At 39.2% G+C, this 26,993-nt stretch carries 30 protein-coding genes and 1 pseudogene; 13 read left to right on the top strand and 18 right to left on the bottom strand.

The features are described from left to right. Nucleotides 1-24: 24 nt before the first annotated feature. From CXF81_RS19105 to CXF81_RS19095, 3 genes are read left to right on the top strand one after another with little or no spacing between them, the layout of a single operon-like run. On the top strand, nt 25-741 hold the full coding sequence (locus CXF81_RS19105; protein WP_101182985.1) for a hypothetical protein: 717 nt from the start codon (nt 25-27) through the stop codon (nt 739-741). After that, a complete protein-coding gene (locus tag CXF81_RS19100; protein ID WP_101182984.1) occupies nt 734-1,510 on the top strand; it encodes a glucosaminidase domain-containing protein in 777 nt (258 codons plus the stop codon). The genes CXF81_RS19105 and CXF81_RS19100 overlap by 8 nt, the downstream gene beginning before the upstream one ends. Continuing rightward, nucleotides 1,510-2,148 (top strand): DUF2987 domain-containing protein, encoded by a 639-nt coding sequence (locus CXF81_RS19095; RefSeq protein WP_101182983.1) that lies wholly within the window; start codon nt 1,510-1,512, stop codon nt 2,146-2,148. Before CXF81_RS19100 ends, CXF81_RS19095 begins: the two co-directional genes overlap by 1 nt. Nucleotides 2,149-2,158: 10 nt before the next feature. Here the strand turns inward: CXF81_RS19095 and rssA are convergent, their stop codons facing one another. The 11 genes from rssA to ccoN form a co-directional block, all read right to left on the bottom strand. After that, on the bottom strand, nt 2,159-3,067 hold the full coding sequence (gene rssA / locus CXF81_RS19090; protein WP_101182982.1) for a patatin-like phospholipase RssA: 909 nt from the start codon (nt 3,065-3,067) through the stop codon (nt 2,159-2,161). A 22-nt stretch (nt 3,068-3,089) separates the two neighbouring features. After that, nucleotides 3,090-3,986, bottom strand: a complete 897-nt coding sequence (uspE, locus tag CXF81_RS19085) for a universal stress protein UspE (RefSeq protein ID WP_101182981.1) — start codon at nt 3,984-3,986, stop codon at nt 3,090-3,092. Between the two features lie 176 nt (nt 3,987-4,162). Continuing rightward, entirely contained in the window at nt 4,163-4,900 is a 738-nt protein-coding gene (gene fnr / locus CXF81_RS19080; RefSeq protein WP_101182980.1) for a fumarate/nitrate reduction transcriptional regulator Fnr, read from the bottom strand. A 27-nt stretch (nt 4,901-4,927) separates the two neighbouring features. Beyond that, the gene (locus CXF81_RS19075; RefSeq protein WP_101182979.1) at nt 4,928-5,596 is read right to left on the bottom strand and encodes a sulfite exporter TauE/SafE family protein; all 669 of its coding nucleotides are present in this window, start codon (nt 5,594-5,596) and stop codon (nt 4,928-4,930) included. Continuing rightward, complete coding sequence (gene ccoS / locus CXF81_RS19070; RefSeq protein WP_101182978.1) at nt 5,596-5,802, bottom strand: cbb3-type cytochrome oxidase assembly protein CcoS; 207 nt, start codon at nt 5,800-5,802, stop codon at nt 5,596-5,598. Before ccoS ends, CXF81_RS19075 begins: the two co-directional genes overlap by 1 nt. A gap of 11 nt (nt 5,803-5,813) precedes the next feature. Next, nucleotides 5,814-8,222, bottom strand: a complete 2,409-nt coding sequence (locus tag CXF81_RS19065; protein ID WP_101182977.1) for a heavy metal translocating P-type ATPase — start codon at nt 8,220-8,222, stop codon at nt 5,814-5,816. An 18-nt stretch (nt 8,223-8,240) separates the two neighbouring features. After that, a complete protein-coding gene (locus tag CXF81_RS19060) occupies nt 8,241-8,732 on the bottom strand; it encodes a FixH family protein (protein ID WP_101182976.1) in 492 nt (163 codons plus the stop codon). Nucleotides 8,733-8,808: 76 nt separating this feature from the next. Further along, entirely contained in the window at nt 8,809-9,765 is a 957-nt protein-coding gene (gene ccoP / locus CXF81_RS19055) for a cytochrome-c oxidase, cbb3-type subunit III (protein WP_101182975.1), read from the bottom strand. A 4-nt stretch (nt 9,766-9,769) separates the two neighbouring features. Then, complete coding sequence (locus CXF81_RS19050; RefSeq protein ID WP_101182974.1) at nt 9,770-9,943, bottom strand: CcoQ/FixQ family Cbb3-type cytochrome c oxidase assembly chaperone; 174 nt, start codon at nt 9,941-9,943, stop codon at nt 9,770-9,772. Continuing rightward, a complete protein-coding gene (gene ccoO / locus CXF81_RS19045; RefSeq protein WP_101182973.1) occupies nt 9,943-10,548 on the bottom strand; it encodes a cytochrome-c oxidase, cbb3-type subunit II in 606 nt (201 codons plus the stop codon). The genes CXF81_RS19050 and ccoO overlap by 1 nt, the downstream gene beginning before the upstream one ends. 11 nt (nt 10,549-10,559) lie before the next feature. Beyond that, nucleotides 10,560-11,993 (bottom strand): cytochrome-c oxidase, cbb3-type subunit I, encoded by a 1,434-nt coding sequence (ccoN, locus tag CXF81_RS19040; RefSeq protein WP_101182972.1) that lies wholly within the window; start codon nt 11,991-11,993, stop codon nt 10,560-10,562. Nucleotides 11,994-12,217: 224 nt separating this feature from the next. On the opposite strand from ccoN, the gene CXF81_RS19035 reads away from it, so the two are divergent. Next, nucleotides 12,218-12,643 (top strand): hypothetical protein, encoded by a 426-nt coding sequence (locus CXF81_RS19035; RefSeq protein WP_101182971.1) that lies wholly within the window; start codon nt 12,218-12,220, stop codon nt 12,641-12,643. 1 nt (nt 12,644) lies between these two features. Here CXF81_RS19035 and bfr (CXF81_RS19030) read toward each other — a convergent pair whose 3' ends face one another. The 4 genes from bfr (CXF81_RS19030) to CXF81_RS19015 all read right to left on the bottom strand — a co-directional run bounded on the left by bfr (CXF81_RS19030) (nt 12,645) and on the right by CXF81_RS19015 (nt 15,601). Then, the gene (gene bfr / locus CXF81_RS19030; protein ID WP_101182970.1) at nt 12,645-13,112 is read right to left on the bottom strand and encodes a bacterioferritin; all 468 of its coding nucleotides are present in this window, start codon (nt 13,110-13,112) and stop codon (nt 12,645-12,647) included. 1 nt (nt 13,113) lies between these two features. Further along, a complete protein-coding gene (gene bfr, locus CXF81_RS19025; RefSeq protein ID WP_101182969.1) occupies nt 13,114-13,587 on the bottom strand; it encodes a bacterioferritin in 474 nt (157 codons plus the stop codon). 170 nt (nt 13,588-13,757) lie between these two features. Next, a complete protein-coding gene (locus CXF81_RS19020) occupies nt 13,758-15,332 on the bottom strand; it encodes a cation:proton antiporter family protein (RefSeq protein ID WP_101182968.1) in 1,575 nt (524 codons plus the stop codon). Nucleotides 15,333-15,400: 68 nt separating this feature from the next. Continuing rightward, complete coding sequence (locus tag CXF81_RS19015; RefSeq protein WP_101182967.1) at nt 15,401-15,601, bottom strand: hypothetical protein; 201 nt, start codon at nt 15,599-15,601, stop codon at nt 15,401-15,403. Nucleotides 15,602-15,729: 128 nt separating this feature from the next. On the opposite strand from CXF81_RS19015, the gene CXF81_RS19010 reads away from it, so the two are divergent. The 3 genes from CXF81_RS19010 to CXF81_RS19000 all read left to right on the top strand — a co-directional run bounded on the left by CXF81_RS19010 (nt 15,730) and on the right by CXF81_RS19000 (nt 18,166). Continuing rightward, the gene (locus CXF81_RS19010; protein WP_101182966.1) at nt 15,730-16,821 is read left to right on the top strand and encodes a GGDEF domain-containing protein; all 1,092 of its coding nucleotides are present in this window, start codon (nt 15,730-15,732) and stop codon (nt 16,819-16,821) included. Between the two features lie 190 nt (nt 16,822-17,011). Beyond that, nucleotides 17,012-17,176, top strand: a complete 165-nt coding sequence (locus CXF81_RS19005; RefSeq protein WP_101182965.1) for a DUF2986 domain-containing protein — start codon at nt 17,012-17,014, stop codon at nt 17,174-17,176. Nucleotides 17,177-17,584: 408 nt separating this feature from the next. Continuing rightward, a complete protein-coding gene (locus CXF81_RS19000) occupies nt 17,585-18,166 on the top strand; it encodes a carbonic anhydrase (protein WP_101182964.1) in 582 nt (193 codons plus the stop codon). 424 nt (nt 18,167-18,590) lie between these two features. Here the strand turns inward: CXF81_RS19000 and CXF81_RS18995 are convergent, their stop codons facing one another. From CXF81_RS18995 to CXF81_RS18975, 3 genes and pseudogenes are all read right to left on the bottom strand, one after another. After that, on the bottom strand, nt 18,591-19,478 hold the full coding sequence (locus CXF81_RS18995; RefSeq protein ID WP_101182963.1) for an HNH endonuclease: 888 nt from the start codon (nt 19,476-19,478) through the stop codon (nt 18,591-18,593). Between the two features lie 674 nt (nt 19,479-20,152). Next, nucleotides 20,153-20,431 (bottom strand): hypothetical protein, encoded by a 279-nt coding sequence (locus tag CXF81_RS18985; RefSeq protein WP_101182961.1) that lies wholly within the window; start codon nt 20,429-20,431, stop codon nt 20,153-20,155. Between the two features lie 1,172 nt (nt 20,432-21,603). Further along, nucleotides 21,604-22,384, bottom strand: a pseudogene (locus CXF81_RS18975) (IS3 family transposase); the annotation flags it as partial. Between the two features lie 138 nt (nt 22,385-22,522). Here CXF81_RS18975 and CXF81_RS20435 point away from each other — a divergent pair. From CXF81_RS20435 to CXF81_RS18950, 6 genes are all read left to right on the top strand, one after another. After that, nucleotides 22,523-22,822 carry a transposase gene (locus tag CXF81_RS20435; RefSeq protein ID WP_369828738.1) on the top strand — a complete coding sequence of 100 codons (300 nt, stop codon included), beginning with the start codon at nt 22,523-22,525 and terminating at the stop codon, nt 22,820-22,822. 135 nt (nt 22,823-22,957) lie between these two features. Beyond that, entirely contained in the window at nt 22,958-23,119 is a 162-nt protein-coding gene (locus tag CXF81_RS20430; RefSeq protein WP_232772000.1) for a hypothetical protein, read from the top strand. Nucleotides 23,120-23,632: 513 nt separating this feature from the next. Further along, nucleotides 23,633-23,989, top strand: coding sequence for a DNA adenine methylase (locus tag CXF81_RS18965; RefSeq protein WP_101182959.1), 357 nt, complete (start codon nt 23,633-23,635; stop codon nt 23,987-23,989). 75 nt (nt 23,990-24,064) lie between these two features. After that, on the top strand, nt 24,065-24,529 hold the full coding sequence (locus tag CXF81_RS18960; RefSeq protein ID WP_101182958.1) for a hypothetical protein: 465 nt from the start codon (nt 24,065-24,067) through the stop codon (nt 24,527-24,529). A gap of 38 nt (nt 24,530-24,567) precedes the next feature. Further along, a complete protein-coding gene (locus CXF81_RS18955) occupies nt 24,568-24,882 on the top strand; it encodes a hypothetical protein (RefSeq protein ID WP_101182957.1) in 315 nt (104 codons plus the stop codon). A 297-nt stretch (nt 24,883-25,179) separates the two neighbouring features. Then, nucleotides 25,180-25,587 (top strand): hypothetical protein, encoded by a 408-nt coding sequence (locus CXF81_RS18950; protein WP_232771999.1) that lies wholly within the window; start codon nt 25,180-25,182, stop codon nt 25,585-25,587. Nucleotides 25,588-26,993 lie beyond the last annotated feature (1,406 nt).

Raw genomic sequence — 26,993 nt, 5'->3', positions numbered from 1 at the left:
ATTAATATGGAAAATTAGTCTGCAATGAATAAAGCACCATCACAAAATTACAATTTAGATATTAAGCGCCTGTTTGAACGAGGGAATACTGCGACAAAGCAAAATTATTCCGTCATTCTTCGGTGTATGTTTATTCTACTATTCATTGCATTAGCTGCATTTGTTGTGTTGTTTAATATGTATAATATTGAGACCGTTGTACAACTCGAAGAAATGCAAACGGAAACCTATTTTTTTAATATGTTGCTTACTGTTTTTATGTCGCCGCTAATGGCCGGGATTAGCATGTTGGCAGTTAAAACTGAACGAAAACAGCCTATTAACGTAATGGGTCTATTTATGTATGTTCCTTTCATACTTTGGCTAGCAACGGCAGAACTGATCGTTTCATTGTTAACTCAGGTTGGTATGACACTATTTATTTTGCCTGCGATATATATTTTTATCTCGACTATTTTTACTAAGTTTTTAATCGCTGATAAGCAACTAAGGCCATTTACTGCGATAAAGCTGTCGATTCAAATGTGTAATCGATACCTATTGCAATTGACTATCTTATTCGTTATTTTCGTTGCTTTATTTTTACTTGGCATAGTAACGTTTGGACTCGCGTTTATTTGGATAGTGCCCCTGTATTATAACGTTATAGGTATCTTATATAATGACTTGTTTGGGGTTCAAGAGGAGACACAACAAGTGCAGCCAGTTGCCAACTTAGAGGAAACTCATTTTGATGCATAAATTGAAGATTATTTCGATCGCCTCTAGCGTTTTGGTTTTAGTGTTGTTTGGTATATATTTATTGCAACCTGAAAAATCAATTATACAGACAATTCCACAAAGCGAATCTGCAAAGAAACCCATACCTGATTTCAATCAGTACGAGGACACAACAGAGAAAAAGAAAGCTTTCTTTAATTACTTGAGACCCTCAGTTGAAATGCAAAATAGACATATATTAATGCAAAGAGAGTTCATTCATGGTTTACGGGCAAAGCATATATCTGGTGAAATGATCACAGAAAAACAAATGCAAGAGCTTGATTGGCTGGCAGATGAATATCGAGTTGAGAAAAATGATGATCTGGATCCGGTGTTCGATAGCTTATTAACAAAAGTCGATATTATTCCCGTAGAATTAGTGTTGGTCCAAACTGCCAATGAGTCTGCTTGGGGGACGTCACGATTTGCCCGTAATGGGTATAATTTTTTCGGGCTTTGGTGCTTTAGAAAAGGGTGTGGGTTTGTGCCCAAACGTCGCGATGATGATGCCGCGCATGAAGTAGCCAAATTCAATAATTTATCTAAAGCAATGTATACCTATATGCGAAACTTAAACAGGCATAGTGCCTATCAAGAGATGCGCGGTATTAGAAAACAACTACGCAATAAGATGCAGCCTATCTCAGCTGTTGCATTGAGCGAAGGTTTAACTAAATATTCCGAGCGTGGAGACGATTACGTGGTGGAATTAAAACAAATGATTAGAGTTAATAGGGAACTTATGTAATGCGCAAGCCGGTCTTATCAGTTGTGTTAGCATTGTTGTTAATACAACCAGCAGTTGCTGACGAAGTAGAGGTTAAATATAGGACTTTTTATGGTCACGTTAGCAAGTTGGACAATGAAGATACTCAGGCTCTTCAATTTGCGTTTGGCTTTAAACACGTTGGTTCAGGGGAACTTTGTACGATTAAAAAAGCACGTATTAGCACTCAAAAGGTTCAGATCCCCTTAACGGTGACGTCAGAAAATCGGTTCACTATTCAATCAGAAAAAGCACTGCGCTTAGCCAATGCATTTGTTGTGATTGATTTTAAAGAACCATCAAATCAATGCGATATATCAGTTCAGCTTGAAACCAAGCCTGAGTATTTAAAGACTGACTATACATTTGAAGAAATGCAATTTATTTACCAACAATACGAAGCATTTTTTAATGAAATGGGCAGCTTTTTATCGTTTATGATGCCAACAGTAAATGGATTAATGCTTCAATTTAGTGATAAAAATCTTCGTGAAACAACTAAAACGGGTGAAATCATCAATGAAGGGACATTAATGCTAAACAATGAATGGTTTGCCCGCAATAAAGGGCTTAAGCTGCAAACCATACCGTTACGCATAACTGCAATTGCAATTAAATAGTGAGTAACCCTTAGATTTTTTCTTTTAAATTTAATTGAAAGACAAGCTGTTTAGCTAAGCGCTCAACAGCTTGACGGCCTTTTTCAGCAACTTCACTAGCACGATGAAATTCAAGTAAACCCACATCATGTAACTGAGGTTCAATAAGAATATCAGGTGGCTCGCCAGCAAGTCGGGAGCGGGTTACTCTAGCTTGCAGTATTTCTAGGGAACTACTCATTACACCGACAATTCCTGGTGGTTTTTTCTTATTCGCTTTCACTTCTGGCGAAAGCCACTTTTTGATAAACCCATCGCTCGCTCTCTCAAGCATTTCATCAGTTTTTCTTTGATTTTCCTGATGTTCAAGTTCACATGTTTCAATCAGCCTTGGCCTGAAATCAGCACTTAGGTTGACAGCAATAACAAAGTCGGCACCCATTTGTCTGCATTGATTGACGGGAACAGGATTAACCACGGCACCATCAACCAGCCATCTGCCGTTATAATCGACAGGACTAAATAGCGCGGGAATAGCACACGAAGCTTGAATAGAGTCGCCAATTTCTCCTTTATTGAATATCACTTCTCTGCCGGAATAGAGGTCAGTTGCAACACAAGCAAAAGGGATATTCATACCTTCGAAGGTAGGCGCACAAAAATCGCTTTTTAACTTATCAAATACTTTGTGTCCGCTGGCTATTCCACCACGTCTAAAGCCAACACCTAGGAGTTTAAATACCTGCCACTCGGTCAATGAATTTGCCCAAGTCTCTAAGTCATCTAGTTTGCCACTAGCAAATGCAGCGCCAACATATGCACCAATCGAACAACCAGCGATAACGTCTATCTCAACGCCAGCCTTTTGCAGTGCCCTAATTATCCCTATATGCGCCCAGCCTCTGGCGGCACCAGCACCAAGTGCGAGTCCAATTTTCATGTCAATCTCGTTTTTCTCAATCTTATTTTACAATTACCGTATCACATTCAACAGCGTCAATAATAAGCTCAGCGGTATTGCCAAGAAGGGCTGCTGAAAATCCGGTGCGTCCAACAGAACCGATGACTAATAAATCTGCTTTGTATTCTTTACATAGTTCAGGGATTATATCTTCAGGTAGTCCTTCTAATACATGCACATTATCAGTATTTACTTTATAGGTTTCAGCTAGTTCGAGCACTTTTTTCATGTGCCTGTCTTTTACTGATTTATTGTAAACCTCTGGCGCAAAATTAGGTACTTCCACCGCTATGTGCAACGGTGCCCCTGCAAATGAATTTGCAAAGTGAAGGGTAGCGTCAAGTAGTTGTGATAAAGCATGAGCAGTTTCAGCCACTTTATCACTTAAGCTGTTGTGTTCATCATCTTTAGCTAAAACGCCAATAGAACTAACGACATTGCCATTCTGTGGCCATTCATGGGACTTAACTAACATAACGTTGACCGAGGAGTTGCGCGCAATGTGCCAATCATTTGGAGTGAATAAACTAGAGGACAATAAGCCATGCTTTTTCGTCGCTTTTACAATCAAGTCACACTTGTATTCGTTGCACGTATCGATTACCGACTCATGTAATTTTTTATACCAGGTTACAACCACGTCAACATTAGTGTCGCAATTTAATTCTTTGACTAAAGCCTCTAACGTTAATTTTTCACGTTCAACCAATGCTTGTTTCATATTGAAACGCTCGTCACTGGTCAACACGGCAGTCATGTCATAAGACTTATCGTATATACACGAGAACAAAATAATTTGGGCACCTGTTTTTTCAGAAATGCTTAATGCGCGCAATAACGAGGACTGCTGGTCAAGGGTAGGGTCGGTAACGGCGAGTATTTTTGTACAAGTGAACATCTGTTTCTCCAAAGCTTAACTATCTGCTTTTATTCTGAATTATTTTGAGGCAATGTGCTAGCAACCACATTGCCCTAGATCAACCTATGGTCTAATAAAATAATTCTCTGTCTTAGGGCAACACAAACGAGAGATGAGTTTACGGAATTTGAGGGTGTATATTTGCGTTGTTAAAATTAACAAACGCTAGTAACGTTAATTTCCATATCAGGAAACCGCTTTTTAATACCGTCAAAATCAATAATAGATATTAACTTACCATTTACCTTTATTAACTCTTCTTTCTGGAAACGAGTTAACAGTCGACTAATGGTTTCAACCGTCAAACCTAAGTAGTTACCGATTTCATTTCGTGTCATCGACAAGTTAAACTGTTTGGGAGAGAACCCTCTTTCTTCGAATCGCTGAGATAAGTCAATCAAAAAATGCAACAGACGTTCTTCTGCGCTGCGCTTATTTAATAGCATCATTAAGTCATGATCATGCTTTATTTCAGCACTCATAAACCGCATTATTTGATGCCTAAGCTTTGGAAATTTAATCGACATTTTATCTAATGTATCGTAGGGCAACTCGCACACCATGGCGGTTTCCAATGCTTGGGTGTAACTGCCATGCTTATTATCTTTTAAAGCATCAAATCCAACTATGTCGCCGGGGAAGTGAAATCCGATTATCTGATCGACACCGTCTTTGTCGCTTATATATGATTTAAATGAACCTGATCGAACTGCATATAGCGAATGAAAATCGTCGCCATAACTGACTAACTTATCATTCTTGTGAAGCGGCTTTTTGCGCTCAATAATGTCGTCTAATGACTCTAGTTCTTCTTTATTCAAACTAACAGGTAAACATAAGTGGCTAAAACTACAACTTTGACAGTGAATGGAAAGTTCAGCATCTTTTGCCATAACCTACTCCTTGTTATTAGTTTAGGATCAAGTATGACTCAAAAATAGATTGTAGGTCAAGATCAAAGAGAAGCCAAAGAGCATAATTGAAATTATTTTTCGTGTCATTTTGTGCTGAAAAATGGGAACTAAGAAACTGGCACCTAGGCTTGCAGCTAAAAGAGTAGGAAGGGTTCCCAAACCAAATGAAAACATGACCGCTGCGCCTTGCATCGCCGACTCACTGGCTAGGGACCAGGTTAGTACTGAATACACCAAGCCACAAGGTAACCAACCCCAGACCATGCCGTATGCTAGTGTGTAGAATGGGTTTTTGAATGGAATAAGTTTTTTTGATAAGGGCGCTATTTTTTTCCAAAGTTTGCCACCAAGCTTCTCCAGAAGTGATAAACCTTTATACCAATCGCCAATATAAAGTGACAACAAGACCAAAAATATAATACTAATTATCTGTAAAATAGGTAAGCCAGATTCAATATTGACTGTCGCTATGCCCCCCACGAAACCAGTGATTGCGCCGGCTATTGTGTAGCTAATAATACGACCAAAGTTGTATGCACAAATATATGGGAGTTGTGATTGACCTTTAGGAATGGCAAATGAAAAAGCACTTGCTATACCACCGCACATGCCAATGCAGTGTACACCGCCAGCAATTCCAATCAAGAACGCCCCAAGGTAGTTAATGTCGAGCATTATTTGGTCTCGTCGGTTTTATTAATTTTCTCTTTTTGTTCATTAGTATCGACGTCTTTGTGTTTAATATCGTCATCAAACAAAATGCTATATCCTTGGCGATCTAAGTCGTCAAATTGATTTGACCTTACCGCCCAAAAAAATATGCTCACTGCAATGCCCACAATAACAATGGCTAAAGGGATTAACACATAAATAATACTCATAAGCTGTTACCTCAATCTCTAAGAAGACGTGTAGAATTATAAACTACGATAATTGAACTGATAGACATACCAAGAGCGGCCATCCAAGGCGTCAAAAAACCAGCCATAGCTAATGGTAAAACTAACACATTGTAACCAATCGCCCACACCATGTTTTGCTTTATCTTACGACGCGCTCTTTTTGCCATCCTCAACACCAGAGCCAGCGAGTCTAACTGAGCATTTAGTAATATGACATCGGCTGCATTTTTGGCTAGGTCCGATGCGTTGCCCACGGCCACAGATACATCAGCAGCAGCCAATACAGGCGCATCATTAATACCATCACCTAGCATTAATACTTTTTTACCCTGGTGTTGAAGCGTCTTTATGGTATCTAACTTCTGCAATGGTGTGCGTTGCGCGTAAGTCTTGCCAATACCTAACTTAAGCGCCACATCGCGGACATTTTTTTCATTATCGCCGCTCAGTATACTGGTCTCATAACCGCTTAGTGTTTTCAATACATCAGCGACATCATTTTTAATTTTGTCCGCCAACCAAAATGCAGCCACAACACAATCATCTTTTGCAAGAATGATTGAGGCATCATTTAATTCGTTAATAAACGGATTTTCATTATTTATGCCAATAAAATTTGCCGAGCCCAACTGATAAACATGACCATTAATGTTGCCAGAGATACCATTACCAATACTAACCTTAAAGTTGCTGATGCATTGATGCTTAATATCGATTTCTAGCTTTGAAAACGCTTTTGCAATAGGATGCTCAGACCTCATTTCTAATGCTGTTGCAATAGATAATAGGGCATCCTTTTGAGATCCATCAGCTACCCATACTTTTTGTATGGAAAATTCTCCGTAAGTTAACGTGCCAGTTTTATCAAACACAATGTCAGATATGTCGGTAAGTTGCTCGAGTGCGTCGGCGCGTTTGAGGAGTATTCCGCCCTTATTTAACTTGGCCATGGCGCAAGTCAATGCTGACGGCGTTGCGAGGCCAAGCGCACAAGGGCAGGTTGCAACCAGCACAGAAATAGCAATCCAAAATGCATGAGGACTGTCTTGGAAGTACCAAAATCCATATGTAAAGGCAGTGAATGCCAAAACAATAATGCTAAAGTGGCGGCTAAGTCTGTCTGCCAGTAGAGCTACTTTTGGTTTATTTGCCATAGCAGTTTCTTGTAATCGCAGAATTTGATTAACCATCGCATACTTCAGTGTCTTGGTTACTTTAATGGTAATAACACCCAATTGATTAATGGTACCGCCATAAACATATGCGCCTTGTTGTTTGTCGACGGATTCAAATTCACCCGTTAACATGGACTCGTCAATTGTAGCGTGTCCCTCAGTGATTTCTCCATCCACAGGTATAATTTCACCTGCTTTTACCAACACTAGATCGTTAACTTGTAATTGTTTTGCTAATACCGAGGTTAATTCACCATTGATCCATTTATAAGCTGTGACTGGAATATGCTTCAACATATTTGAGGAAATTTGATTCGCTTTATGCCTTGTTCGCTGCTCTAAATAGCGACTAATAAGAAGAAAAAACACGAACATACAAATTGATTCAAAATACACTTCTGCATCAACCTGATTGACGGTTATAAATCCAGCGATATAAGTTGAGAATATGGCGACGGTAACCGATATATCCATGTTGATTGTTCTCGCCATTGTCGCTTTCAAAGCACTAAGATAGAAAACACTACCGGAATACAATACAACAGGCGTTGTTAAAACAAGACTGATCCAATTAAAATAGCGTGTTGATTCTGCATCAATATCGCCAAATAAATCAAAATATTGTGCCATGGCCAACATCATGACCTGCATGGTCATTAAACCCGCTAAGCCCAACTTTTTTAAGTAACTCTTTTGTTCACTTTGAAACGAAGCTTCGTGTTTGTCAGCTTGAAAGGGGAGGGATTCATAGCCGATGGTCTTAAGTTGTTTGAGTAGGCCGGAAAGTTTAATCTCTTTATCATTCCATGCAATCATTGCACGACGAGCACCAACATTAACAGATACTTGTTTAACGCCGACAACTTTAGCAAGTTGCTTCTCTATCAGCCATCCACAAGCGGCGCATGTAATGCCTTCCACGGTTAATTGGATTTGTTTGTGTTTGCCATTTTCAAAAACAAATTCTTCTTGTAGCTCTGGTTCGTCATACACTGCAAGCTTGTTCATCGTATTATCCAGTGCAGAATCACCTTTTGTTGCGGGTTCTGTTCTGAATTCGTAGTAGCTTTCTAGTCCATTTTCAACGATAGCTGACGCCACTGCTTGGCAGCCGGGGCAGCACATATTATGAGTTTTGTGGAGAATGGTGACAGGATATTTGTCATCTTCTAAATTAGGCAGGCCGCAATGAAAGCAATCGCCTTTTGAGACATTAATAGCCATTGAGAATGGGTACCGCCCTTATGGGTTGAAACTGACCGCCATGGATGTTGGCAAAATGAGGGTCTTCTGAACTTTCCAACTTTCATCAAGTGGTGTTAGACGTAAACGCCATTTACCGTTCACAAGTATGTCAGTTTCCGCTCTATAAATACCATTAGCATCCGCACTTAACAATACTTGGAAGTCTTTATCCGCAAGCGTTACATGATAAAAATCTAACCTAAGCGCTTGTTTAGTTTGCGGGGCGCCGGATAGAAATTCAACAGCAATAAAGTCATTATTAATATTTAATTGGGTCTTGATGTTAAGCGTTTGAGCTTCTTCAATCTTACCAAGCCTCTCATTAATTGCTTTGCCTTCTTTGTAGTAATCGTCCACTACCAACGTGTTTGTTCCGTCCGTTGCAAAACTGACAACAAATCCGCCAACGATAAATGAAGACAAGGGGATACAGATTAAAAACCAAGGCCAAAACTGCCTATACCAAGGTTCAATGTCTGATTCTTCCATAATGCGTGAACTCTTCTTTAATATTAAGTTGAAAAAAAAAAGAAACCCCGTTAACACGAGGCTTCTTTAGTCGTTTTTACTTATTTAAGGATAGGCTATATACATAAGCTGCGACAACGTGCACCTTATCTTCACCAAGTGTCTCTTTAAACGCGGGCATTACACCGTTGCGTCCGTAATAAAGGGTCTGTGTAACCGTCTTCTGGTTTCCGCCGTATAACCAAATATTATCTGTTAAGTTAGGAGCACCGATCATTTGATTTCCTTTACCGTCTATTCCATGACAGGCAGCACAAACCACAAAGCGTGTTTTGCCCGCATTTTTCAAGTCTAGGTCAACGTCTCGACCGCTCAGGCTTAGGGTGTATGCGACAACTTCTGCTACACCGTCTTCACCCATGCTACCTAGCCATCCTGGCATACCGCCACGACGACCCAAGATTAAGGTTTCTTTAATCTTGTCACCGGAACCACCGTACAACCAATCGTTATCAGTTAGATTAGGAAAACCCGATGCTGCGCCCTTAGCATTTGAACCGTGACATTGTGCACAATTTTGCAAGAATAATCGCTGGCCAACTTGCACGGCGCCTTCGTTTTGCGCTAATAGTTCAACGGGTGTTTTTGCATATTCAGCGAATATAGGATCAAATTTTTCATTCGCATATTTGATTTGAAGGGCGTACTCATTCCAGTTACCTTCGTCAATGTCTTTCTGTAATGCCAGTTTTGACTCTTCTAGTGAAAGAACACCTTGGTTAGAACTAGTCCAACCTAAAACACCTTTAAAACTGCCCAATCCTGGATACAGGATTAGATACGCGATGGCCCAGACCAAGCAAATGTAAAATAATATTGTCCACCAACGGGGTAATTGGTTATTCAGTTCTTCTATGCCGTCAAATACATGCCCCATTGACGCACCTTCTTCAATACCAGTATCGTTTGATAAACACCAACGAAGTAGTAAGAAACACCCTAGGATAGAGCCTAGTGTTATAACCGATATCCATATTGTCCAAAACATACTCATAAGTTTAAGACTCCTGATCTTCTTTATTTGAAACTTTGGTTTCTTCGTCATCGAAAACTAAGTTTGCTGCTTCGTCGAAGTTCTTTTTATTGCGGCTGCTGAATGCCCAATAACAAACTCCAACGAAAGAGACGAAAACGATGACCGTAAATATGCTGCCGATAGTTCCTTGGTCCATTATTTTAAGTGTGTCCCAAGTTGCTGCAGATATGAGATTAAGGCTTCCATTTCTGTTTTGCCTTTTACTGCAGCCTCAGCACCTGCAAGATCTTCATCTGTATATGGCATACCTAACATACGGTTAACTTCCATTTTCTTGACGATATGCTCACCGTCAAGTTTATTTTCGGCCAACCAAGGATAACCAGGCATATTTGATTCTGGAACCACATTTCTCGGATTAATCAAGTGAACACGATGCCATTCATCACTATAGCGTTCACCGACTCGCGCTAAATCCGGACCTGTTCTTTTCGACCCCCATAAAAAAGGACGTTCCCAAACAGATTCACCGGCGACTGAGTAGTGCCCATAACGCTCAGTTTCAGAACGAAACGGACGTATCATTTGGCTGTGGCAACCAACGCAACCCTCACGGATGTATATATCTCGGCCTTCCAACTCTAGCGCCGTATAAGGGCGTAAACCCTTCACTGGCTCCAATGCTTGCTGGTCGAACATAAGAGGCAGTATTTGTGCCATTGCGCCAAAACTGATTGCGACTAAAATAAGGACAGTTAGCAAACCAACGTTTTTTTCTAATAACTCATGTGGATTTTTCATAATAGCTCTCCTTACGCTCCGGCAGTTGCAGGGTTATCTACAATGCTTTCTTTTGGCGCGTTAATAGTGCGATAACAGTTGTATGCCATAATGAACATACCAGTAACAACGAACAGACCACCGATGAAGCGAACAATATAGAAAGGTTTAGAGGCTTCTAATGACTCTACAAACGAGTAGGTTAATGTACCGTCTGCGTTTACCGCTCTCCACATTAGACCTTGCAATACGCCGGACATCCACATTGCCACGATATACAAAACAACACCGATTGTTGCTAACCAAAAGTGAATATTAATTAATTTGGTGCTGTACATTTTTGGCTGACCGAACAAAATAGGAACTAAGTGATACATAGATCCAATCGTTACCATTGCTACCCAACCCAGTGCACCGGAATGAACATGCCCAATGGTCCAGTCTGTGTAGTGAGACAGCGCATTGACTGTTTTAATCGCCATCATCGGGCCTTCGAAGGTAGACATACCATAGAATGATAATGACACAATTAAGAAGCGCAATATTGGGTCTGTCCTTAGCTTATGCCAAGCACCTGAAAGCGTCATGATGCCGTTGATCATTCCTCCCCAAGACGGCACAAATAATATAATGGACATTGCCATTCCTAACGACTGCGTCCAATCTGGGAGAGCAGTGTAGTGAAGGTGATGAGGACCGGCCCAAATGTACAATGAAATTAGTGCCCAAAAGTGAACAATTGATAAACGATATGAATAAACTGGGCGACCCGCTTGTTTAGGTACGAAGTAATACATCATTCCTAAGAATCCAGCTGTTAGGAAGAAACCGACGGCATTGTGTCCGTACCACCACTGCATCATTGCATCTACTGCACCCGCATAGATTGAATATGACTTCATGAAAGAAACAGGAACAACCATGCTGTTGCCTATATGCAAAACTGCAACGGTCAACATAAACGCACCCAAGAACCAATTAGCAACGTAAATGTGAGAGGTTTTTCGTATAACTAAGGTGCCGAAGAAGTTGATACAATAAGCGACCCAAACTAAAGTAATGAGTATATCAATCGGCCACTCTAACTCAGCATATTCTTTGCTCGAAGTATAACCCATGGGCAGTGTTATAACAGCGGAAACGATAACTGCTTGCCAACCCCAAAAAGTAAAGGCAGCGAGTTTGTCACTGAAAAGTCTTACCTGGGAAGTTCTTTGTACAATATAGTAAGACGCAGCGAACAGCGCGCAACCACCAAAGGCAAAAATCACCGAGTTAGTGTGTAAGGGTCGCAAACGAGAGTAAGTTAACCATGGAATGTCAAAATTTAATGCAGGTGCGAATAATTGCGCAGCAATTAAAACCCCTAATGACATTCCAACAATGCCCCAAACAACCGTCATTATTGTAAATTGCCGGACCACTTTATAGTTGTAGTCATGTTGTGCTTGGCTTGTTTCGCTCATATTAATATGTCTTCCGCGTCGGAGAAAAAATAACTACATCTCAATATCGTTTACTTACGTTTTCTAACTAGTTGAGTAGTCGGAGCAAGTTAAGTAAACTGTTGAGGTATCACATACGGATAATAATGTTTTTCAGTACAAAAAGATATATTACTTGAGTCGGACTTGATCTTGGTCAATAAAGATGAGTCAACGGTTAATGAAATGTAAAAAATTAGAATAAAATGTATTCAAAACAGACACTAATACTCTTTATAGCCCTATTGGCAATGAGCCTTTCAGGTGTTTATTATAAAAATGTTAATAGCTCAATTAATCCATCAGGAGAATGCGATTTAACTGTTGGAAAGTGTACATTTGTATACAAAAACGACGAAATATCGGTAAATTTTTTATCACCTATCGTAACTGAAGAAGAAATTTTACTGTCTATTGAACTCCCGCAGGAACTAAAACTGACAGAAGCTTGGGTTGAAGGAGTAAATATGTTCATGGGCAAAACACCAATTATGAAAACAGATGATGGTTATGTGACCTTTTTAGGCAGTTGTAGTCTGGCCAAAATGCAGTGGCAACTTAACTTGAATATCGAAAACCAAAACGGCCAAGTAAAAACTTACTCAGCCGCTTTTTATACATCCCCAGAGTAACTTACATTTGTGACTGCAGGTAGTTAGATAATCCCAACATTTCAATGAGACCGAGTTGTTGCTCTAACCAATGCGCATGATCCATTTCTGTGTCATCTAGCAAAATCATTAACATGTCGCGTGTTACATAGTCTTTTTCAATTTCGCACATTGCAATGACCTTTCTTAACTTGTCCGCGACCTCATATTCTACGCGCAAATCACTTTGTAACATTTCGGCAACTGCTTTACCTGCCTTATAACCAACCCGAGTTTGCATATCGGGATTGCCGCCTAAAAAAAGCATGCGTTCAATGAGTTTGGTTGCATGTCCTTTTTCATCGTCAAATTCATGATTTATGCGCTCATACAATTTATTTAGTCCCCAGTCTAAATACATTTGAGAATGCAGAAAATATTGGTCCATTGCTGCTAGTTCATAACCAAGCAGGGTATTTAGCCCATCAATTACATTTTTATTGCCTTGCATATTAATCTTCCTCTATTTGAGACTGAAGGTAATTTTGAATACCTAACTGTTCAATTTGGTAAGCTTGGGTATCTAACCAATCGTAATGTTCCTCTTCATACTCGAGAATACTAGCGAGTAAATCGCGAGATACGAAGTCTAAATGTGTTTCGCACAGTGCTATGGCATCTTTCATTTGTGGAATTTGCTTACGTTGAAAATTGCCATCACACTCCAGCATTTCAGCGGGCTCTTCACCAATATATATCTTACCGAGCATTTGTAAGTTGGGCAGGCCTTCAAGAAACAAGATCCGAGAGATCACCTCATCCGCCTGTTTCATATCCTTTATCGACTTTTTGTAGCACTTTTCATTGAGTGCTTCAAAACCCCAGTTTTTGTACATACGAGCGTGCAAAAAGTATTGATTAATTGAAGTGAGTTCAGTGGTAAGTACCTCATTGAGAACTCTAATTACGTCTGGTTTACCTTTCATTTAGCTACCTTTTATATAAATCAGTATTGAACAGGTTATATTTGATTACTTATTAGTATAGAAGGGTTCCCCCAAATATCAATAATTATTGACAAATAATCTATATATATCAATAGTATAGTAATGATAATCATTTTCATTAAGACATTTATTATTAACCATGTTACGTCTCAACTAGTGGTCTGATTTAACATGTCAAAACTTTCTTCAGCAAAGCCCAAACCGGCTTCTGTGAAAAAATTAAATACCTTATCTACACCTACGTCAAGAAGGGGCTGAACTTCGTCTTCATACCTTGCTATCGCTGCAATTTTGCCTGAATAAGAGGCATTCCTAAGCTGATTAGTAATATTCGACGAATCATCGATGGAGGGCAGGGCTAACAAAATCAATTCAATTTTGCTTATGTCTATATTTTCCCACAAGTCGATGTTTTCACCGTCACCGAGAATAGCTTCGTAGTTTTGTTCTTTTAGTGAATTAACTTTGTCTACGTCAGCATCCATCCCCGTAACCCCTTTTTCCATCAATTTAGCTAACGTTTTAAAGGCGCCTCTACCCACTCTTCCCATTCCAATAACAAGTACCTTTGTGTCACCCATTTTTGGATAAAGGTCTTCATTCAACGATATAGTTGATTGAAACATTTGGAGGCGCTTTTTATGCGAGTTATATTGATTATGTGAGGTTTTATACAACATGCTTGTAAACACAAACGAGAACGAAACACTTAATGCCATTATAACTAACCACACGCTGTCTAGCAGGCCAACGCTGACGGCAACAGCAGCAATGATGAGTCCAAATTCGCTGTAATTAGACATTACCAAACTGGACAGATACGCGGTTCGCGCTCGCAATCTAAATTTAGTAAGTAGAATGAAAAATAAGTAAAATTTAAGCGGTAACAACAGCGTTATCAACAAGGCGATACCTGTAATTTCTAGCGTAGGAAGTGCGGTTAATCCGATGGTTAAAAAGAAACCAATTAGGAATAGGTCTTTGAAACTTAATAACGACTTGGACAACTCGTTTGCTTTTGAGTGTCCAGCAATCAACACGCCAAATATTAGGGCTCCTAGGTCGCCCTTGATGCCAACAAGTTCAAATAATTGATATCCTCCCAAGGCCAAGATAAAACCGGTTAATGGTAGTAATTCTCCATGCCCAGACTGGTTCAATAATCTATGCAATAGCGGTATCATCGGTATAAGTAGGAAAAGTAACAGCGCCCATGGCGAGGGAATTTCCCCAGTCGCTAAAACCATGAAAAGTACCGCGAAAATATCCTGCATTACCAGAATACCAATAGCCACTTTGCCGTGTCGGGTTCTACTCTCGCCACTTTCCTCTAGTATTTTGACCACACAAACGGTAGAACTAAAACTAAATGAAAATCCAATTAAGGCTGCGGTCGTTGGATCCATAGTAGTGAAGTAGGGTAAGCCAATCAAGCTTAACAATAGAAATAACGCGCTAACAAATGCTATCCAAATAGTAGAGTGTAGAAGACTACTTAGCCATATTTCACGTTTTAACAGGTCTTGAACATTCAATTTTAAACCAATAGTAAAAAGCATAATGGTGATGCCAAGGTCTGCTATTTCTTGCAAACTACTATTACTTTCTATGCCCCATGCATTTAAGGAAAAACCGGCTATGAGATAGCCAATGAGTGGCGGCAGGTTTAATAACCGAAAACCGAAGCCAAAAATAAACGCAATTAATAAATAGATGTATTCCATCAGTTTCTTATGTTCTCAAATAGTAAAATAACAATACTGTAATAAAATCGACCAAACGTTTCGTTGTTTTATGCGGTTCGGTCTAAAAACAACATAATGTCTCTAGGCACCATAATGGCGATCTCCACCATGCGCATATGATCTAAATCTTCATATATTGCAGTCTCCGAATTCAACATCTCTTGCCATACTTTATAATCTGCAATGGGCGCTAGTTTATCATTTTTGCCCCAAATCAACATAACGTTAGATGCGTTGATTTTATTCACATAACATTAGGTGTATATGGGTTTTTTGCATTTACACGAGAACAATAGTATCTTCTCAGCATTAACAAGTAATGTACAGGGAGTGCACGTTTTCTCAGTAATTTTCAACCTCGCGCTAGGTAAATAATGTGACCGATTCCCAAAAGCAAGACAATACGACACAGCATCTTATTTTATCAAAATTGGTACTCATAATAATCACAATATGTGCACTTGGACTTCCTTTTACCATCGGTAATTGGTTGCAATCGGGCTTTCACAATATTCATCTTGTCCACACTGTTTTTATGGCGCTGGCAATCGCCGTTTATTGTCGAGCCTCTAAACAAAAAATGATGATTGACACTATTTTAGTGTCAATATTTTTATTATTGTTAATACTCATTGGCGCTTATGAATATGGCTTATCCAGTGGTCTGATCGCTTTGTTACTAGCATCCAGCTTGGTTATTATGGTTACGCATAACCATAAGGTATCTTCTGTTTACAGCATCGTGACGACGGCAGTTGTCGCTGCCGTGATATTGTTTCTTACAAATGATCCTTTGGTTCCCATACTAAGCAATAATACAACTGTGACGTTCATAAACGCTTCTGTGTACTCTATTTTATCAGTATTAATAAGCTTTACGCTGACTGGTACATTACTTTTCAATTTTCAAAATACACTGACAATGTCACTTACTGAGTTAGATAAACAAGCTGAACAAATCGAGTATTTAGCAAATCATGATCATCTAACCGGCCTCAGTTCTGCTAGGTTTGCGCAAGAGCAACTTGAATTAACATTAAAAATGGCAAAACGTCACAATTTTAAAGCGGCTATTTTATGCATAGATATAGATAAATTTAGACTAATTAATGACGCACTTGGACATGATGCGGGTGACTATGCATTGAAAGAAGTTGCCAAGCGAATCAAACAATTAATTAGAGATACCGATATAGCGTGTCGCCGAGGGGGTGATGAGTTTTTAGTTATTCTGCATTATCCCGTCTCTATCGAAGCGTGTGATGTGATATGCCAACGACTGATGGGCGCTTTTGATAAAAGAGTTCCTTATAAAGACCACGAGATAAAAATCAGTCTCAGTATTGGTGTCGCTATTTATCCGGAGCATGGTGATACTCAATTTGAATTGAGAACAAAGGCCGACAAAGCAATGTGTATTTCAAAGGATAGGCATAACGATAAACATCATTTTACACTCGCGGATTGAGGATGATAACGCAATTACTAACGGATACTTCTATTCAGAATGCCGAAATCAGGATGCCACTAGAAAGAGAGACTCAATGAGATATTGCGAGATAAGCAGTTAACAGAAAATCTCATAAATATAGTAATATAGGTGGGTTAAATCGTTAGAGGCTTTTTATTTTAAACATAGACACATTGAGAACACAGCCATGAACCGTCGTAAAAAAAGTAATCAGATTTTAAAAGCACGTTCTAAAAAAGCAAACAACAAATTGTCTCCTAAAAGTAAGCCTAAATACATTAGTAAAGCCGAAAGAGAAAAACTAGCGGTAGATTCCCTGCAGAGCCTAAATTCGATTTATGAAGAGTCATAAAACACAATTTTTTAGCTGTCATCATGGTATTAGACATTGGCCGTATATTGTTAGCATCAAGGAGTAAAACGCCGCTAGGTGATCACTAAGCGGCTTTCTCAAATAGTTTCTAGACAATTACATGATACGAAAAAATATTTTTCTTGCACCCGAAATCGACTTATTCCTGTGCATGCCCAAGCGCACTTCTTACAAGCCACACACTATTTATGCTTTCACTTTATTGATGCAGACACTTCACTCTTACTTATGCACTAATGCGCAGAACAATAGGGCGCTGGTATGCTTAAATCCAATGAAACCACGGATACCCCATTGTTGATCTGATGAATGCTGTTCTAAGTAATCTATAGTCTGTAAGGTTGTAACATAAATTACACTACTAATAAGCGCCTAAGGAAAATTAACATGAGTGAAGTGGTTAAAGAAGTCATAGCAGCAAACGCTAATTATGTCGCTGATTTTGGAAATAAATCTGATTTGCCGATGCCTCCGGCTAGGCAGTTTGCGATTTTAACATGTATGGACGCACGCCTTGATCCAGCTAAATATGCAGGTCTTGCCGAAGGTGATGCGCATGTGATCCGAAATGCAGGGGGTAGAGCAAGTGATGACGCTATCCGTTCATTAGTTATATCTTACAAGTTACTGGGAACAAAGGAATGGTTCGTGATCCATCACACTGATTGTGGAATGGAAACATTCACCACGGAAATAATTGGTGATCTACTATCGAGCAGTCTAAAAACCGCAAGTGTAGACGCATCTGGCTGGCATGATAGTAACTCTGGTGGCGGCACAACTGACGGTAAATACATCAATTGGCTAACCATAAGTGACCAAGAAAAAAGTGTTTTGGAAGATGTTCAGCGGATCAGAAATAATTCAATGGTTCCAGGCGAAATCCCAATTTATGGCTATATCTATGACTGCAAAACAGGAATCCTTAACGAGGTTCTTGTGGCAACAGAAGCAGGAAAAGTGGGCTAACATCTAACCAAGCATGCCATGCGCTATTATTGGAAAGTTCAGTGGGCAAATAACTAAGTAAACTTGTTCGATTATTTCAAAGGATGAGTTTGCAGTTCACTGTAACAGCTTTTGCTCCGATAGCTTAAGCGCAAGATTACGCTACTCATCACTAATAGGATAGCTCATAGCCAGCACCTTCAAGATGTTACGTGTGTATTTAGACACGATTAGGCGAGCGATCTTAGCGTCACACCTTAGGACATACAGGAAGAACGTTAACTGTTCCACCATCAATGGTGTTGGTTTTTGCGGCAAAAGTGGACGGTCGTTCGGGCTAACGTTACTTGCGCCAGCTCATGCTGAGTTTTAATATGCATTTAAGCATGTGTACTGTATTTAAAAATACAGTACACATGCTTCCACTAACTACAGACTAATAAGCTCATAATTTTCGGTTAAAAATACCATTGTGATACTTTAAGTAATCATCAAATCTATTTTGAAATTTAGGCTTCATTTGATCAATACATAACGTCAAACCAGCTTCAACCCCTAGTCCTCTTAATGTATTTTTATCGAGGGTAGGAGATAGCCTAGTAAGATAATTACGGCCATGTTTTTCAAATGTAAGCATATGGCAGTCAAAAAGTTTATCAATATGAGCACATAACAAGATACCATTTGAACCATCTAAACGTTGCTCATTTGTTTCGCAAACCGACCAAGGAACAATATGTGACGCGACTAATATCTCTTTAACGCTGGTTAATGTGAGCGCGCAGCACTCTCCATTACCCCAAACATCTATAACATTCCTGCGAAAGCGCCCTTGACCGACACGCGACATTATCAGGCTTTGACGCCCATTTTTATCAACTTCGGAGTCAAAAATGCCCATAACATCATCCGCTAATCCGGATAGCGGTTTAGTAGCATACTCAGCTTTATGTTTGCCGACAGCATAGTAATCACCGTTAATAATTTCAAGCTTCATGTCTGAAATTTCTTCAACGTAAGTTTTTACCTTTACCCTACCGGTGCCTTGCCCATCATCAGAATCGGTATCTAAAATAACTGGGAATGTTTGCAACTGATAGCCTTCATTCTCTACTAATTTTATATACTCTAAGCTCTCACCAAAAGCGTTTTGCTTACGACTAGGCTCTATTTTCTCTCCATCCATGGCTAAAATAAGTGAACGGTCCAATTGTGTATTTACGTCCCAGGCGCCAAATATGACTACTTTTTCTTTATGATTAACAAAGCCCCAACCATTCCGGTCATTATTATTTGAGGCTCCGTGAGCTTCCATGAATTTTTTTCTCGACATTTTTATCCTTAAACTTTTAGGTGAGTTAGCAAACAAGATTAGCACCGATTTGCTGAAATTCGAACGATTATCAAATTATATGCAAACATGAGTTGAGTACTGCTTTCTCGGGTGTATGGGTTAAATGAATTTTGATATATTTTACAAGTAAAACGTGGCTCAACAATGGGACTCGAACTAAATTATATTCAAGGACTACTAATTGAGTTTCGACTCTAATTAATTCATATATATATCCTAGATGTTGGGTTAGTGCAAGTAACCGAGGAGGGGTACGAAAAAATTCTTAGCCAAATAGAAGCAATGACGGCAGAACTACTCCTTAATGCTCTGCTGAAACCTAAGTACTGGGTCAAAAAAGTATTTAATTTTACAAAAAAGCATGTTCAGTTTGTGCTATCGATAGATAGTGATCACCATACTCAAATTCTACGTTTTTGGGTACTTTGCATTCAGCTGCAAGCTCCTCAACAAACTTCCTAGATTGATTGACTGAAATCGAGCTGTCTTTTGATCTAAGTCCGCCATGGGGGTGAATAACGGTAGGATATGAGGCTTTGCCTTTATGTTTTAGCGGAAGCCGCTCTTGGCTTTCAATTCCAATCGCTTTCGCGGTTGAAACTGGGGTAGGGAAGTATTGAATTATCTATTGGAGTTCGAGCTCATTAAAAATACTATTTACGACTCCATATTTTTGAAACCGCGCGGTCATTGCCTAATAATCCAACTAGTGCGCATATAAATCCAATTAAAAAGAAGACTAAAAAGGGTAAAAAGCCAGCGAGTTCGGACGCGATAATTGCCACCACAGCGGAGTAACCTGACAAAAAGACAAACAGAAACCCCATAATATTAAGTACCTTTCGATCTGATTTTTTATAAAGATATTCGCCCTCGCCAGACTCAAAAACTCGGAGTATTGGGGCAAATACTTTTCTCAATTGCTTCTTCATATATTAGTTCTCATGACATTTATCTTTACAGTGAAACAAACTGACTAGCGCAGGCAGTAAAATTATCTGTGCGCAGTAATTTTTAGCTATGGGTGAGGCCATTCCAAACTTACAGTGAAGGTTGAGCCTATCTACTTTCGGTGATAACAGCAACACTATAGTGGCATCTTACTGCTAATAGTCCTATCGGTTAGAGAAATTGAAGACAATCGAAATTATCAAATAAATATGATCATTACCAAGCGCGTATTCTGGAGCCAGTTCATAGCCACACGAGCCATCAAAGTATGACTCATTAAATTATTAACCCTGAATGACCGATGTAAATGATGATGGCGTTTTAATTTACATCTACTTTATTCTAAAAAAAGTCTCAAATTATCGCTTGCTGCTCGGCATTGTAGTAACTTCTTTTTCTTTGTTTCATAGTAACGCCTCCACTTTATATTAGGATAGTGCTGCGTTGGCCAATTGAGTACACACCGTGAACTTGTCATACGATTTAGCCAACAGGTATGACCGTTTATCGCTCTTAGGAGACTAAATCCGCAAAAATAGCTATGTCCGAAAACGGCCCATTTGAGACCGTCATCACATTATCTTGCTGCGTCGGCAAGCACCACAATGCAAAAGTGCCGCAAACCAAATATAATATATATTTGGGAACTGATATGAATATTCACTTACACCGGTATGTTTTAACAGAAAACTCCTTTCTTCGTATTGGGTCAGTGCTTTAAGTATCACATTAAGTTTTGATAGTATTAATCAGAAGTCGTTGCTAGGTCTATCACTATGCATTCATACGATGGGAAGTTTGATGTGTTAATTTGCATTGTTGATTGACCGACCCACATTTGTATCGAACAAGTGACCCATATAATTTCCATTATTGGTTATAGGAATCAACGCTCCGCTAATACAAATAGGGTCAGTTGTACGTGCAAAATATATTCGAAAATGGTTCAAACTGGGCTGCAAAATAACATCTACTGCATATGCTGGCATGATAGCCTCAATTTATTAAAAAATGAGGCGACAACTATCCTGACACAAGGGGGGTATACTAAAACTCTACCGTCTGGATAAATTACTTCTTCAACTCCTTCAACCTAGTCAACTTCTACTCTGTGTAGTGGTCAAGTTATTTTGGCCACGGGTTTATAGTATTTTCAATACCGATATTCCGATTCATTCGGCGTCAATCCACTGTTATATGAATGCGGCCTGATTTCACTGTAATAACCAATAATATAATCATTGATACAGTGCTTTGCTTCGCTAAAACTGCCATAGCCTGTTGCCGGTATCCATTCCGTTTTTAAGCTTCTAAAGAAGCGTTCCATTGGGCTATTATCCCAACAATTACCGCGTCAACTCATGCTTTGTGTCAAACGATATCGCCACACTAAATGCCTAAATTGGCGACTTGTATAGTGACTTCATTGATCACTATGGAACATGACCTCTTTAGGTCTTCCTCGACTTTCATAAGCCATGCTCAATGCCAGCCAAGTTACTGTCGGGTGAATGACTCAACGCCCAGCCAACAGGTTTTCGTGCAAATAAATCCATAACAACCGCTAAGTAAGCCCAACGATTGCCCGTCCAAATATACGTCACATCACCGCACCACGATTGGTCAGGCTCTGTTACTGCAAACTGCCTATCCAATGTGTTAGGGAAGGCTACATGCTCTTGTGTCGATCTTTTATAAGCATGTTTCGGCAACTCACAGCTGACTAAATCAAGCTTCTTCATGATGTTACCAGCGCGATAACGAGACAATAGGTAACCATTATTGGTTGCCATGATTGCCACTGTTCTTGCGCCAGCTGAGCCATTGCTTTGGCGCTGGACTTCTTTCACCTGACTGTGCAATTTAGCCGTTTCTGGTGTAATGCGTTTATCACGCTTACGCCAGTATTTATATGTGCTGCGGTGGACTCCAAGCTGCTTCGTTATGCGTGTAACCTTGATCGACAACTAATTGGCCAGTTTCTAATCTGAATTCAGGACTAAACGTCCGTCTTGTTCTTTTACTCATCTTTGGCACCTAATCTTGCTATGCTAATAGCATAACATTTCTTAATAGGTGGCCAAATTGACTATGCCACTACAAGCATAACCGACCATGGAAAAGTGCGATATGAATTGAAGACTTCTCATCATGATGGCACTTCACACGTATTCTTTGACCCTATTGATTTTATAGGCAAACTAGTGGCCCTCATTCCACCACCAAGAATCAACCTTACGCGATTTTTGGGGATGTTCGCTCCCAATAGCAACCTTCGCGCACAAGTAACTGCCTCAAAACGCCTGCTTCACAGCGAGACAGAGAACAGCCCTAAACTTATAAATGAAGAAGATAGCCAATCTGATAACTAGCAGGCAATCTGCCTTACCATGCCGGAGGGATGACGTGGGCACAGCGGCCGGTGACCGGCTAGTAAGAACGAGTATTTAACATAGATATTATCGGGTGACCGACGCGTGAAATGTGAGAAATGCCAAAGGCATAATGTGAGGATAATCGCCTGCATCAGCGACGTTTTTGTCATCAATAAAATACTGACTCACCTTGATAAATATTACCCAGTAACAGCGCAAGCAAATCTGTTACCGCCGCTGCGAGCGCCGCCAGAATTTGAAACAACACAGCAAAATTTCAGTTGGGGCGCTTAGCGGCTATTATACTAGTCGTCGGTTATTCACTGTTGTAAGAAACGGTGGGAGCCAATGCGCGAAAACAAGCCCATTTTACGAATTTATGTTGTTGAAACTTCACCTAGGTAACCAAAGCGCAACTTCGTTCAGCTAGAACCTATACCCACATTCAGTTCGTTAACCTTAAACCCAGCAAAATCCATACCTGTTGAATAGATCAGGGATGTCGTTTATTCTTCTTATACTCCAATGAGATTTAAATGGATAACTGATAAAGGGTTTAGCACTATTGTCTACAATATTAGAAATACAACAAACAGAGAAATGGTTGTGATATTCGAAATATGTGAAAAAACACTTCCTCAAAAATTTACGTTGATGAGGTTAGTAAAAGCGGCAGGGTACTTACTAATATCGATCTTCTTTACGTGAAAAAGTACCAAGAACCAGACAGTATAAAATAACACCGCGTAATTAATTTAGGGCTGTAAAGCCTGACATAATCCTTACATATCACAGTAGGGATAGCTCATGAATAAAATGGCCTCGATTACCAAATATCTCGCCTCAAGACAGCTTATGTTTGAAAGCCTATTCAAACATCTACCTAAAAGTGGTGATGTACTAGTTGAGCTATTCTGCGGATCTTGCTCAGTGGCGCTTAATATTGACTATAACCATTACATATTAAACGATGCTAACCTTGAACTCATTGTTCTCTTTGTTAGATGCATAAACAACCCCGATAAACTAGTTGAGGATTTAAAAACGCTATTTGTAGAGCGACACAACACACCTGGCGCTTACATGTCCTTGCGTGGACAATACAATAGCTTAATTAATCATCATGAAGTCCTTTGCAACAAAATAAATTTTTGCTACATTTAAAAAATCACCGAATGCAATTTTGCATTTAGGGTGGTGAATAATGTTTATTATCAATTAAATAAAAGGACTTTTTATATGAAATTGAAAGCTTTATTAGCCCTATCACTTTTTGGTGTTGTAATTTCTTCCGCCAATGCCAAATATGATGTTCAAACAGAAACTGATAAAAAGGTTTTTGAATGCATCACAAGTAAAGGTCAGTACGAATCAAACGACACGTCGATATTTGATTCGATTGAGTTCAACAACTCGCTACCTTCGTTTTCGGCTACCGAAGCGCTAGACAGAAGCAGAAGTGTCACAGTGACGTATACTAAATCAGTATGTGGAACAAACATCTTAAGTAGATTCCAGTCAAATGCGACTTTACCAAATCCGGACTTGGGTGAACCCGGAGACACACGAACGGTGACTCAAACGAGAGGGAATATTAGATCTACTTATCAGCAAACATATGTGTCTGGTCAAGGCTGGGTAACAACTCAAGTTACTCACACAATAATTATACCGACGGAAATTTCAGCGCCAGAAGTACCATAGTAACGTGGTATGTATTTTAATTAAAAGGAAGTGGAAATATGAAAATGGAAATACAAAAAATCAACGTGAAGCCTTCTGCAATTTCGGTGGCTATTGTAGTCGCTGTTTATTCTGCGCTTACGGCGATAATAGGATTTGTTTTTTTGCTGTTTGGTGTCGAAGTAGATGTCACGTATGACTTTCTAGTTAATGTGTCGACTGATGATTTGAGCATGAAAATTTTCTTACTGGCAGTCATGCCCTTGTTTGCGTTTATAGTTAGCTTTTTATTCACCTCTGTATTTGCATGCATATACAATTTAACATCGAAATACACGGGTGGTATTTCTATATCAATTAAAAACAGTAATTAACATTTTATTGATTCAGCGATGGCGTGGCTCTTTATTTCACGAGTTACTCCCATCTGTTTTTAATGAGTTGTTTTCGGATTCGAGAGCATTCGCCGTTTGGTGTTCGCTGGTCAACATCAGTTATTTTTTTGAGTTCAAACGAGTATATTTTCACTTAAGTGGTTAACGCAAGGAAGCACCAATTGTTTTATCAGTAACGCGATAGGTTTAAGCAACATAACAATCACATCAACTCACTCGCTGCGTTCGCTGGGAAATTTTACGGGCGCATTTCGCGTTATGTGGGGTACTAGGCATATGCAGACGATACTCAGCGAATCATCATCAGATAGTTTTTATTTTCACAATGTTTCATTTGACTACAACAAAAATGAAGATTGCGATGAATTGAATATTTTTCTTGTCGAAGGAGAATATGCCGATCACACTACTCCGAAAAGACTAGCTAAAATAACTTTCCTTGCCCCTATAACGTGGCAACAAATGGAAGAATCGCATTCATCATTTGATGAGTATGAAATACGGGATGACGGAGGTTTAATACAAATTATCGAAAGATCTCGTTATTTCGATTTTGTAAATACAACTTACCCTTGGTACAAAGATATTCGTGGTAAAGCTCAGCATATTCGTGTTTGGAGCCAAAATATAGTATCGGAAGTTATTACGAAAGAGATACCTGCTGTGTCGTGGCAATATGCCTAACAAAACAATAAACCACATTCGCTTCGCTCATTGGGAAAAAGCATCGCTGTCGCTCTACTTTTTTCTTTATGTGTCGACTATTGACAAGTATGTAGAGGCGGGTTTACTTCCACCTGAACCGGTCTCTAGTTATTACATATTGTCATTATTAATGCTGGGTCTATTTGTAGTTCTTAATACATGCTTTAGGGTATTTGAAAGTATCTTATTAATCTTGTTAGCGAAGCGCGAATAGGGTTCAATTTTATTTGGCCCGCCAGTGAGGTCATTCTATGGTTGTAATAGCTGATGATTTTGTCGAACATAAAAAGGAGGTTAGATATGCTCCATGTACCACATAACAAGAGACTATGGGGAGTCCAATTATCTATAAACTGCCAGAACTTGTCTTAGGCAGTTGAACGGCAATTGCCGTCATACGTCGTTCATAAATGTTGTAGAAATATGGTCTAGAATCTGGCATGAGAGTTTTATTGTTTATAGCACTTCAAAAGATACAAAGCCGGCGCTCGAAGGGAAGTGACTGCAGCAACTTTCTAGCAATGGCGATATTTCACCACTCATCTTTATTGCTCCAGATTAAAGTACTTTGCGTTTAGGCAGGTGTAATGGAATATTAAAGATAACGCCAATATCGAGCCCTATTATATAACTATTTAGATTCTTACTTTGTTTTGCTGAAAATTTGTAAGTCATTAATTTATTTATTTAAAATATTATTCACATCTTATTTAATAGTAAGGATAAAAGTCGCGTTAAGGTCAGGTCTCCTTTTACTTTTGTTGGACGAAGTGGGTTTGAATTAATCATGTTAAAAATACTCAGTTAAATCACAAGGTAAAGGCTAAAACCCATGGCGATTAAAATTAAACCGAGCAATTATATGTGCGAAATGCTCGATAATAAGTGTTATGCAGTTCAACAGATTTGTGCATAGTTGCTAATTGAGTAAGTTTAAATTACATTGGTTTTACAATAGAGGATTAATCATGAAAAACGTTAAATTTATTTATTTATATTTCTTATCTGGTGTTTTGTTCCTTATTTTATCAGGAGCTTATTATTCAACTGAGGATAGTAATCTCACTCCTGTTTTTGCAAGTATTGGCTTCGCTATTATTTCTATCAGCTTTGTCCTTTTAAGCCGAAGTAAAAGTTGTAAATCCAAAAATAACAATTCAGAGTAAAGCCGCACAACAAGCCATTTAAGCAGGACTTTTAACAGTTGGTTAGGTTTCGCTTCGCTTCACATTTTTACCAACAATTAAAAACCTCTTAATGGGCGTTGAGGTTGTAGAATTCGTAACCGCTGATACCGCCAAACTTATAATCGAAAACAAAAAGTTGAGGTAGTCACTGCCGTCGGAGTATAACGGAGCCTTCGATCATAAGTTTTCTTTTTTCCC

The organism is Glaciecola sp. 33A (assembly GCF_002836745.1).
Classification (GTDB): domain Bacteria; phylum Pseudomonadota; class Gammaproteobacteria; order Enterobacterales; family Alteromonadaceae; genus Glaciecola.
This window is presented reverse-complemented; position numbering and strand designations above follow the sequence as displayed.

What these genes read in the sequence shown, in the direction of transcription:
- CXF81_RS19105 (WP_101182985.1), top strand. Translation starts at nt 25, where the DNA reads ATGAATAAAGCACCATCACAAAATTACAATTTAGATATTAAGCGCCTG.
- CXF81_RS19100 (WP_101182984.1), top strand. Translation starts at nt 734, where the DNA reads ATGCATAAATTGAAGATTATTTCGATCGCCTCTAGCGTTTTGGTTTTA.
- CXF81_RS19095 (WP_101182983.1), top strand. Translation starts at nt 1,510, where the DNA reads ATGCGCAAGCCGGTCTTATCAGTTGTGTTAGCATTGTTGTTAATACAA.
- rssA (WP_101182982.1), bottom strand. Translation starts at nt 3,067, where the DNA reads ATGAAAATTGGACTCGCACTTGGTGCTGGTGCCGCCAGAGGCTGGGCG.
- uspE (WP_101182981.1), bottom strand. Translation starts at nt 3,986, where the DNA reads ATGTTCACTTGTACAAAAATACTCGCCGTTACCGACCCTACCCTTGAC.
- fnr (WP_101182980.1), bottom strand. Translation starts at nt 4,900, where the DNA reads ATGGCAAAAGATGCTGAACTTTCCATTCACTGTCAAAGTTGTAGTTTT.
- CXF81_RS19075 (WP_101182979.1), bottom strand. Translation starts at nt 5,596, where the DNA reads ATGCTCGACATTAACTACCTTGGGGCGTTCTTGATTGGAATTGCTGGC.
- ccoS (WP_101182978.1), bottom strand. Translation starts at nt 5,802, where the DNA reads ATGAGTATTATTTATGTGTTAATCCCTTTAGCCATTGTTATTGTGGGC.
- CXF81_RS19065 (WP_101182977.1), bottom strand. Translation starts at nt 8,222, where the DNA reads ATGGCTATTAATGTCTCAAAAGGCGATTGCTTTCATTGCGGCCTGCCT.
- CXF81_RS19060 (WP_101182976.1), bottom strand. Translation starts at nt 8,732, where the DNA reads ATGGAAGAATCAGACATTGAACCTTGGTATAGGCAGTTTTGGCCTTGG.
- ccoP (WP_101182975.1), bottom strand. Translation starts at nt 9,765, where the DNA reads ATGAGTATGTTTTGGACAATATGGATATCGGTTATAACACTAGGCTCT.
- CXF81_RS19050 (WP_101182974.1), bottom strand. Translation starts at nt 9,943, where the DNA reads ATGGACCAAGGAACTATCGGCAGCATATTTACGGTCATCGTTTTCGTC.
- ccoO (WP_101182973.1), bottom strand. Translation starts at nt 10,548, where the DNA reads ATGAAAAATCCACATGAGTTATTAGAAAAAAACGTTGGTTTGCTAACT.
- ccoN (WP_101182972.1), bottom strand. Translation starts at nt 11,993, where the DNA reads ATGAGCGAAACAAGCCAAGCACAACATGACTACAACTATAAAGTGGTC.
- CXF81_RS19035 (WP_101182971.1), top strand. Translation starts at nt 12,218, where the DNA reads ATGTATTCAAAACAGACACTAATACTCTTTATAGCCCTATTGGCAATG.
- bfr (WP_101182970.1), bottom strand. Translation starts at nt 13,112, where the DNA reads ATGCAAGGCAATAAAAATGTAATTGATGGGCTAAATACCCTGCTTGGT.
- bfr (WP_101182969.1), bottom strand. Translation starts at nt 13,587, where the DNA reads ATGAAAGGTAAACCAGACGTAATTAGAGTTCTCAATGAGGTACTTACC.
- CXF81_RS19020 (WP_101182968.1), bottom strand. Translation starts at nt 15,332, where the DNA reads ATGGAATACATCTATTTATTAATTGCGTTTATTTTTGGCTTCGGTTTT.
- CXF81_RS19005 (WP_101182965.1), top strand. Translation starts at nt 17,012, where the DNA reads ATGAACCGTCGTAAAAAAAGTAATCAGATTTTAAAAGCACGTTCTAAA.
- CXF81_RS19000 (WP_101182964.1), top strand. Translation starts at nt 17,585, where the DNA reads ATGAGTGAAGTGGTTAAAGAAGTCATAGCAGCAAACGCTAATTATGTC.
- CXF81_RS18995 (WP_101182963.1), bottom strand. Translation starts at nt 19,478, where the DNA reads ATGTCGAGAAAAAAATTCATGGAAGCTCACGGAGCCTCAAATAATAAT.
- CXF81_RS18985 (WP_101182961.1), bottom strand. Translation starts at nt 20,431, where the DNA reads ATGAAGAAGCAATTGAGAAAAGTATTTGCCCCAATACTCCGAGTTTTT.
- CXF81_RS18965 (WP_101182959.1), top strand. Translation starts at nt 23,633, where the DNA reads ATGAATAAAATGGCCTCGATTACCAAATATCTCGCCTCAAGACAGCTT.
- CXF81_RS18960 (WP_101182958.1), top strand. Translation starts at nt 24,065, where the DNA reads ATGAAATTGAAAGCTTTATTAGCCCTATCACTTTTTGGTGTTGTAATT.
- CXF81_RS18955 (WP_101182957.1), top strand. Translation starts at nt 24,568, where the DNA reads ATGAAAATGGAAATACAAAAAATCAACGTGAAGCCTTCTGCAATTTCG.
- CXF81_RS18950 (WP_232771999.1), top strand. Translation starts at nt 25,180, where the DNA reads ATGCAGACGATACTCAGCGAATCATCATCAGATAGTTTTTATTTTCAC.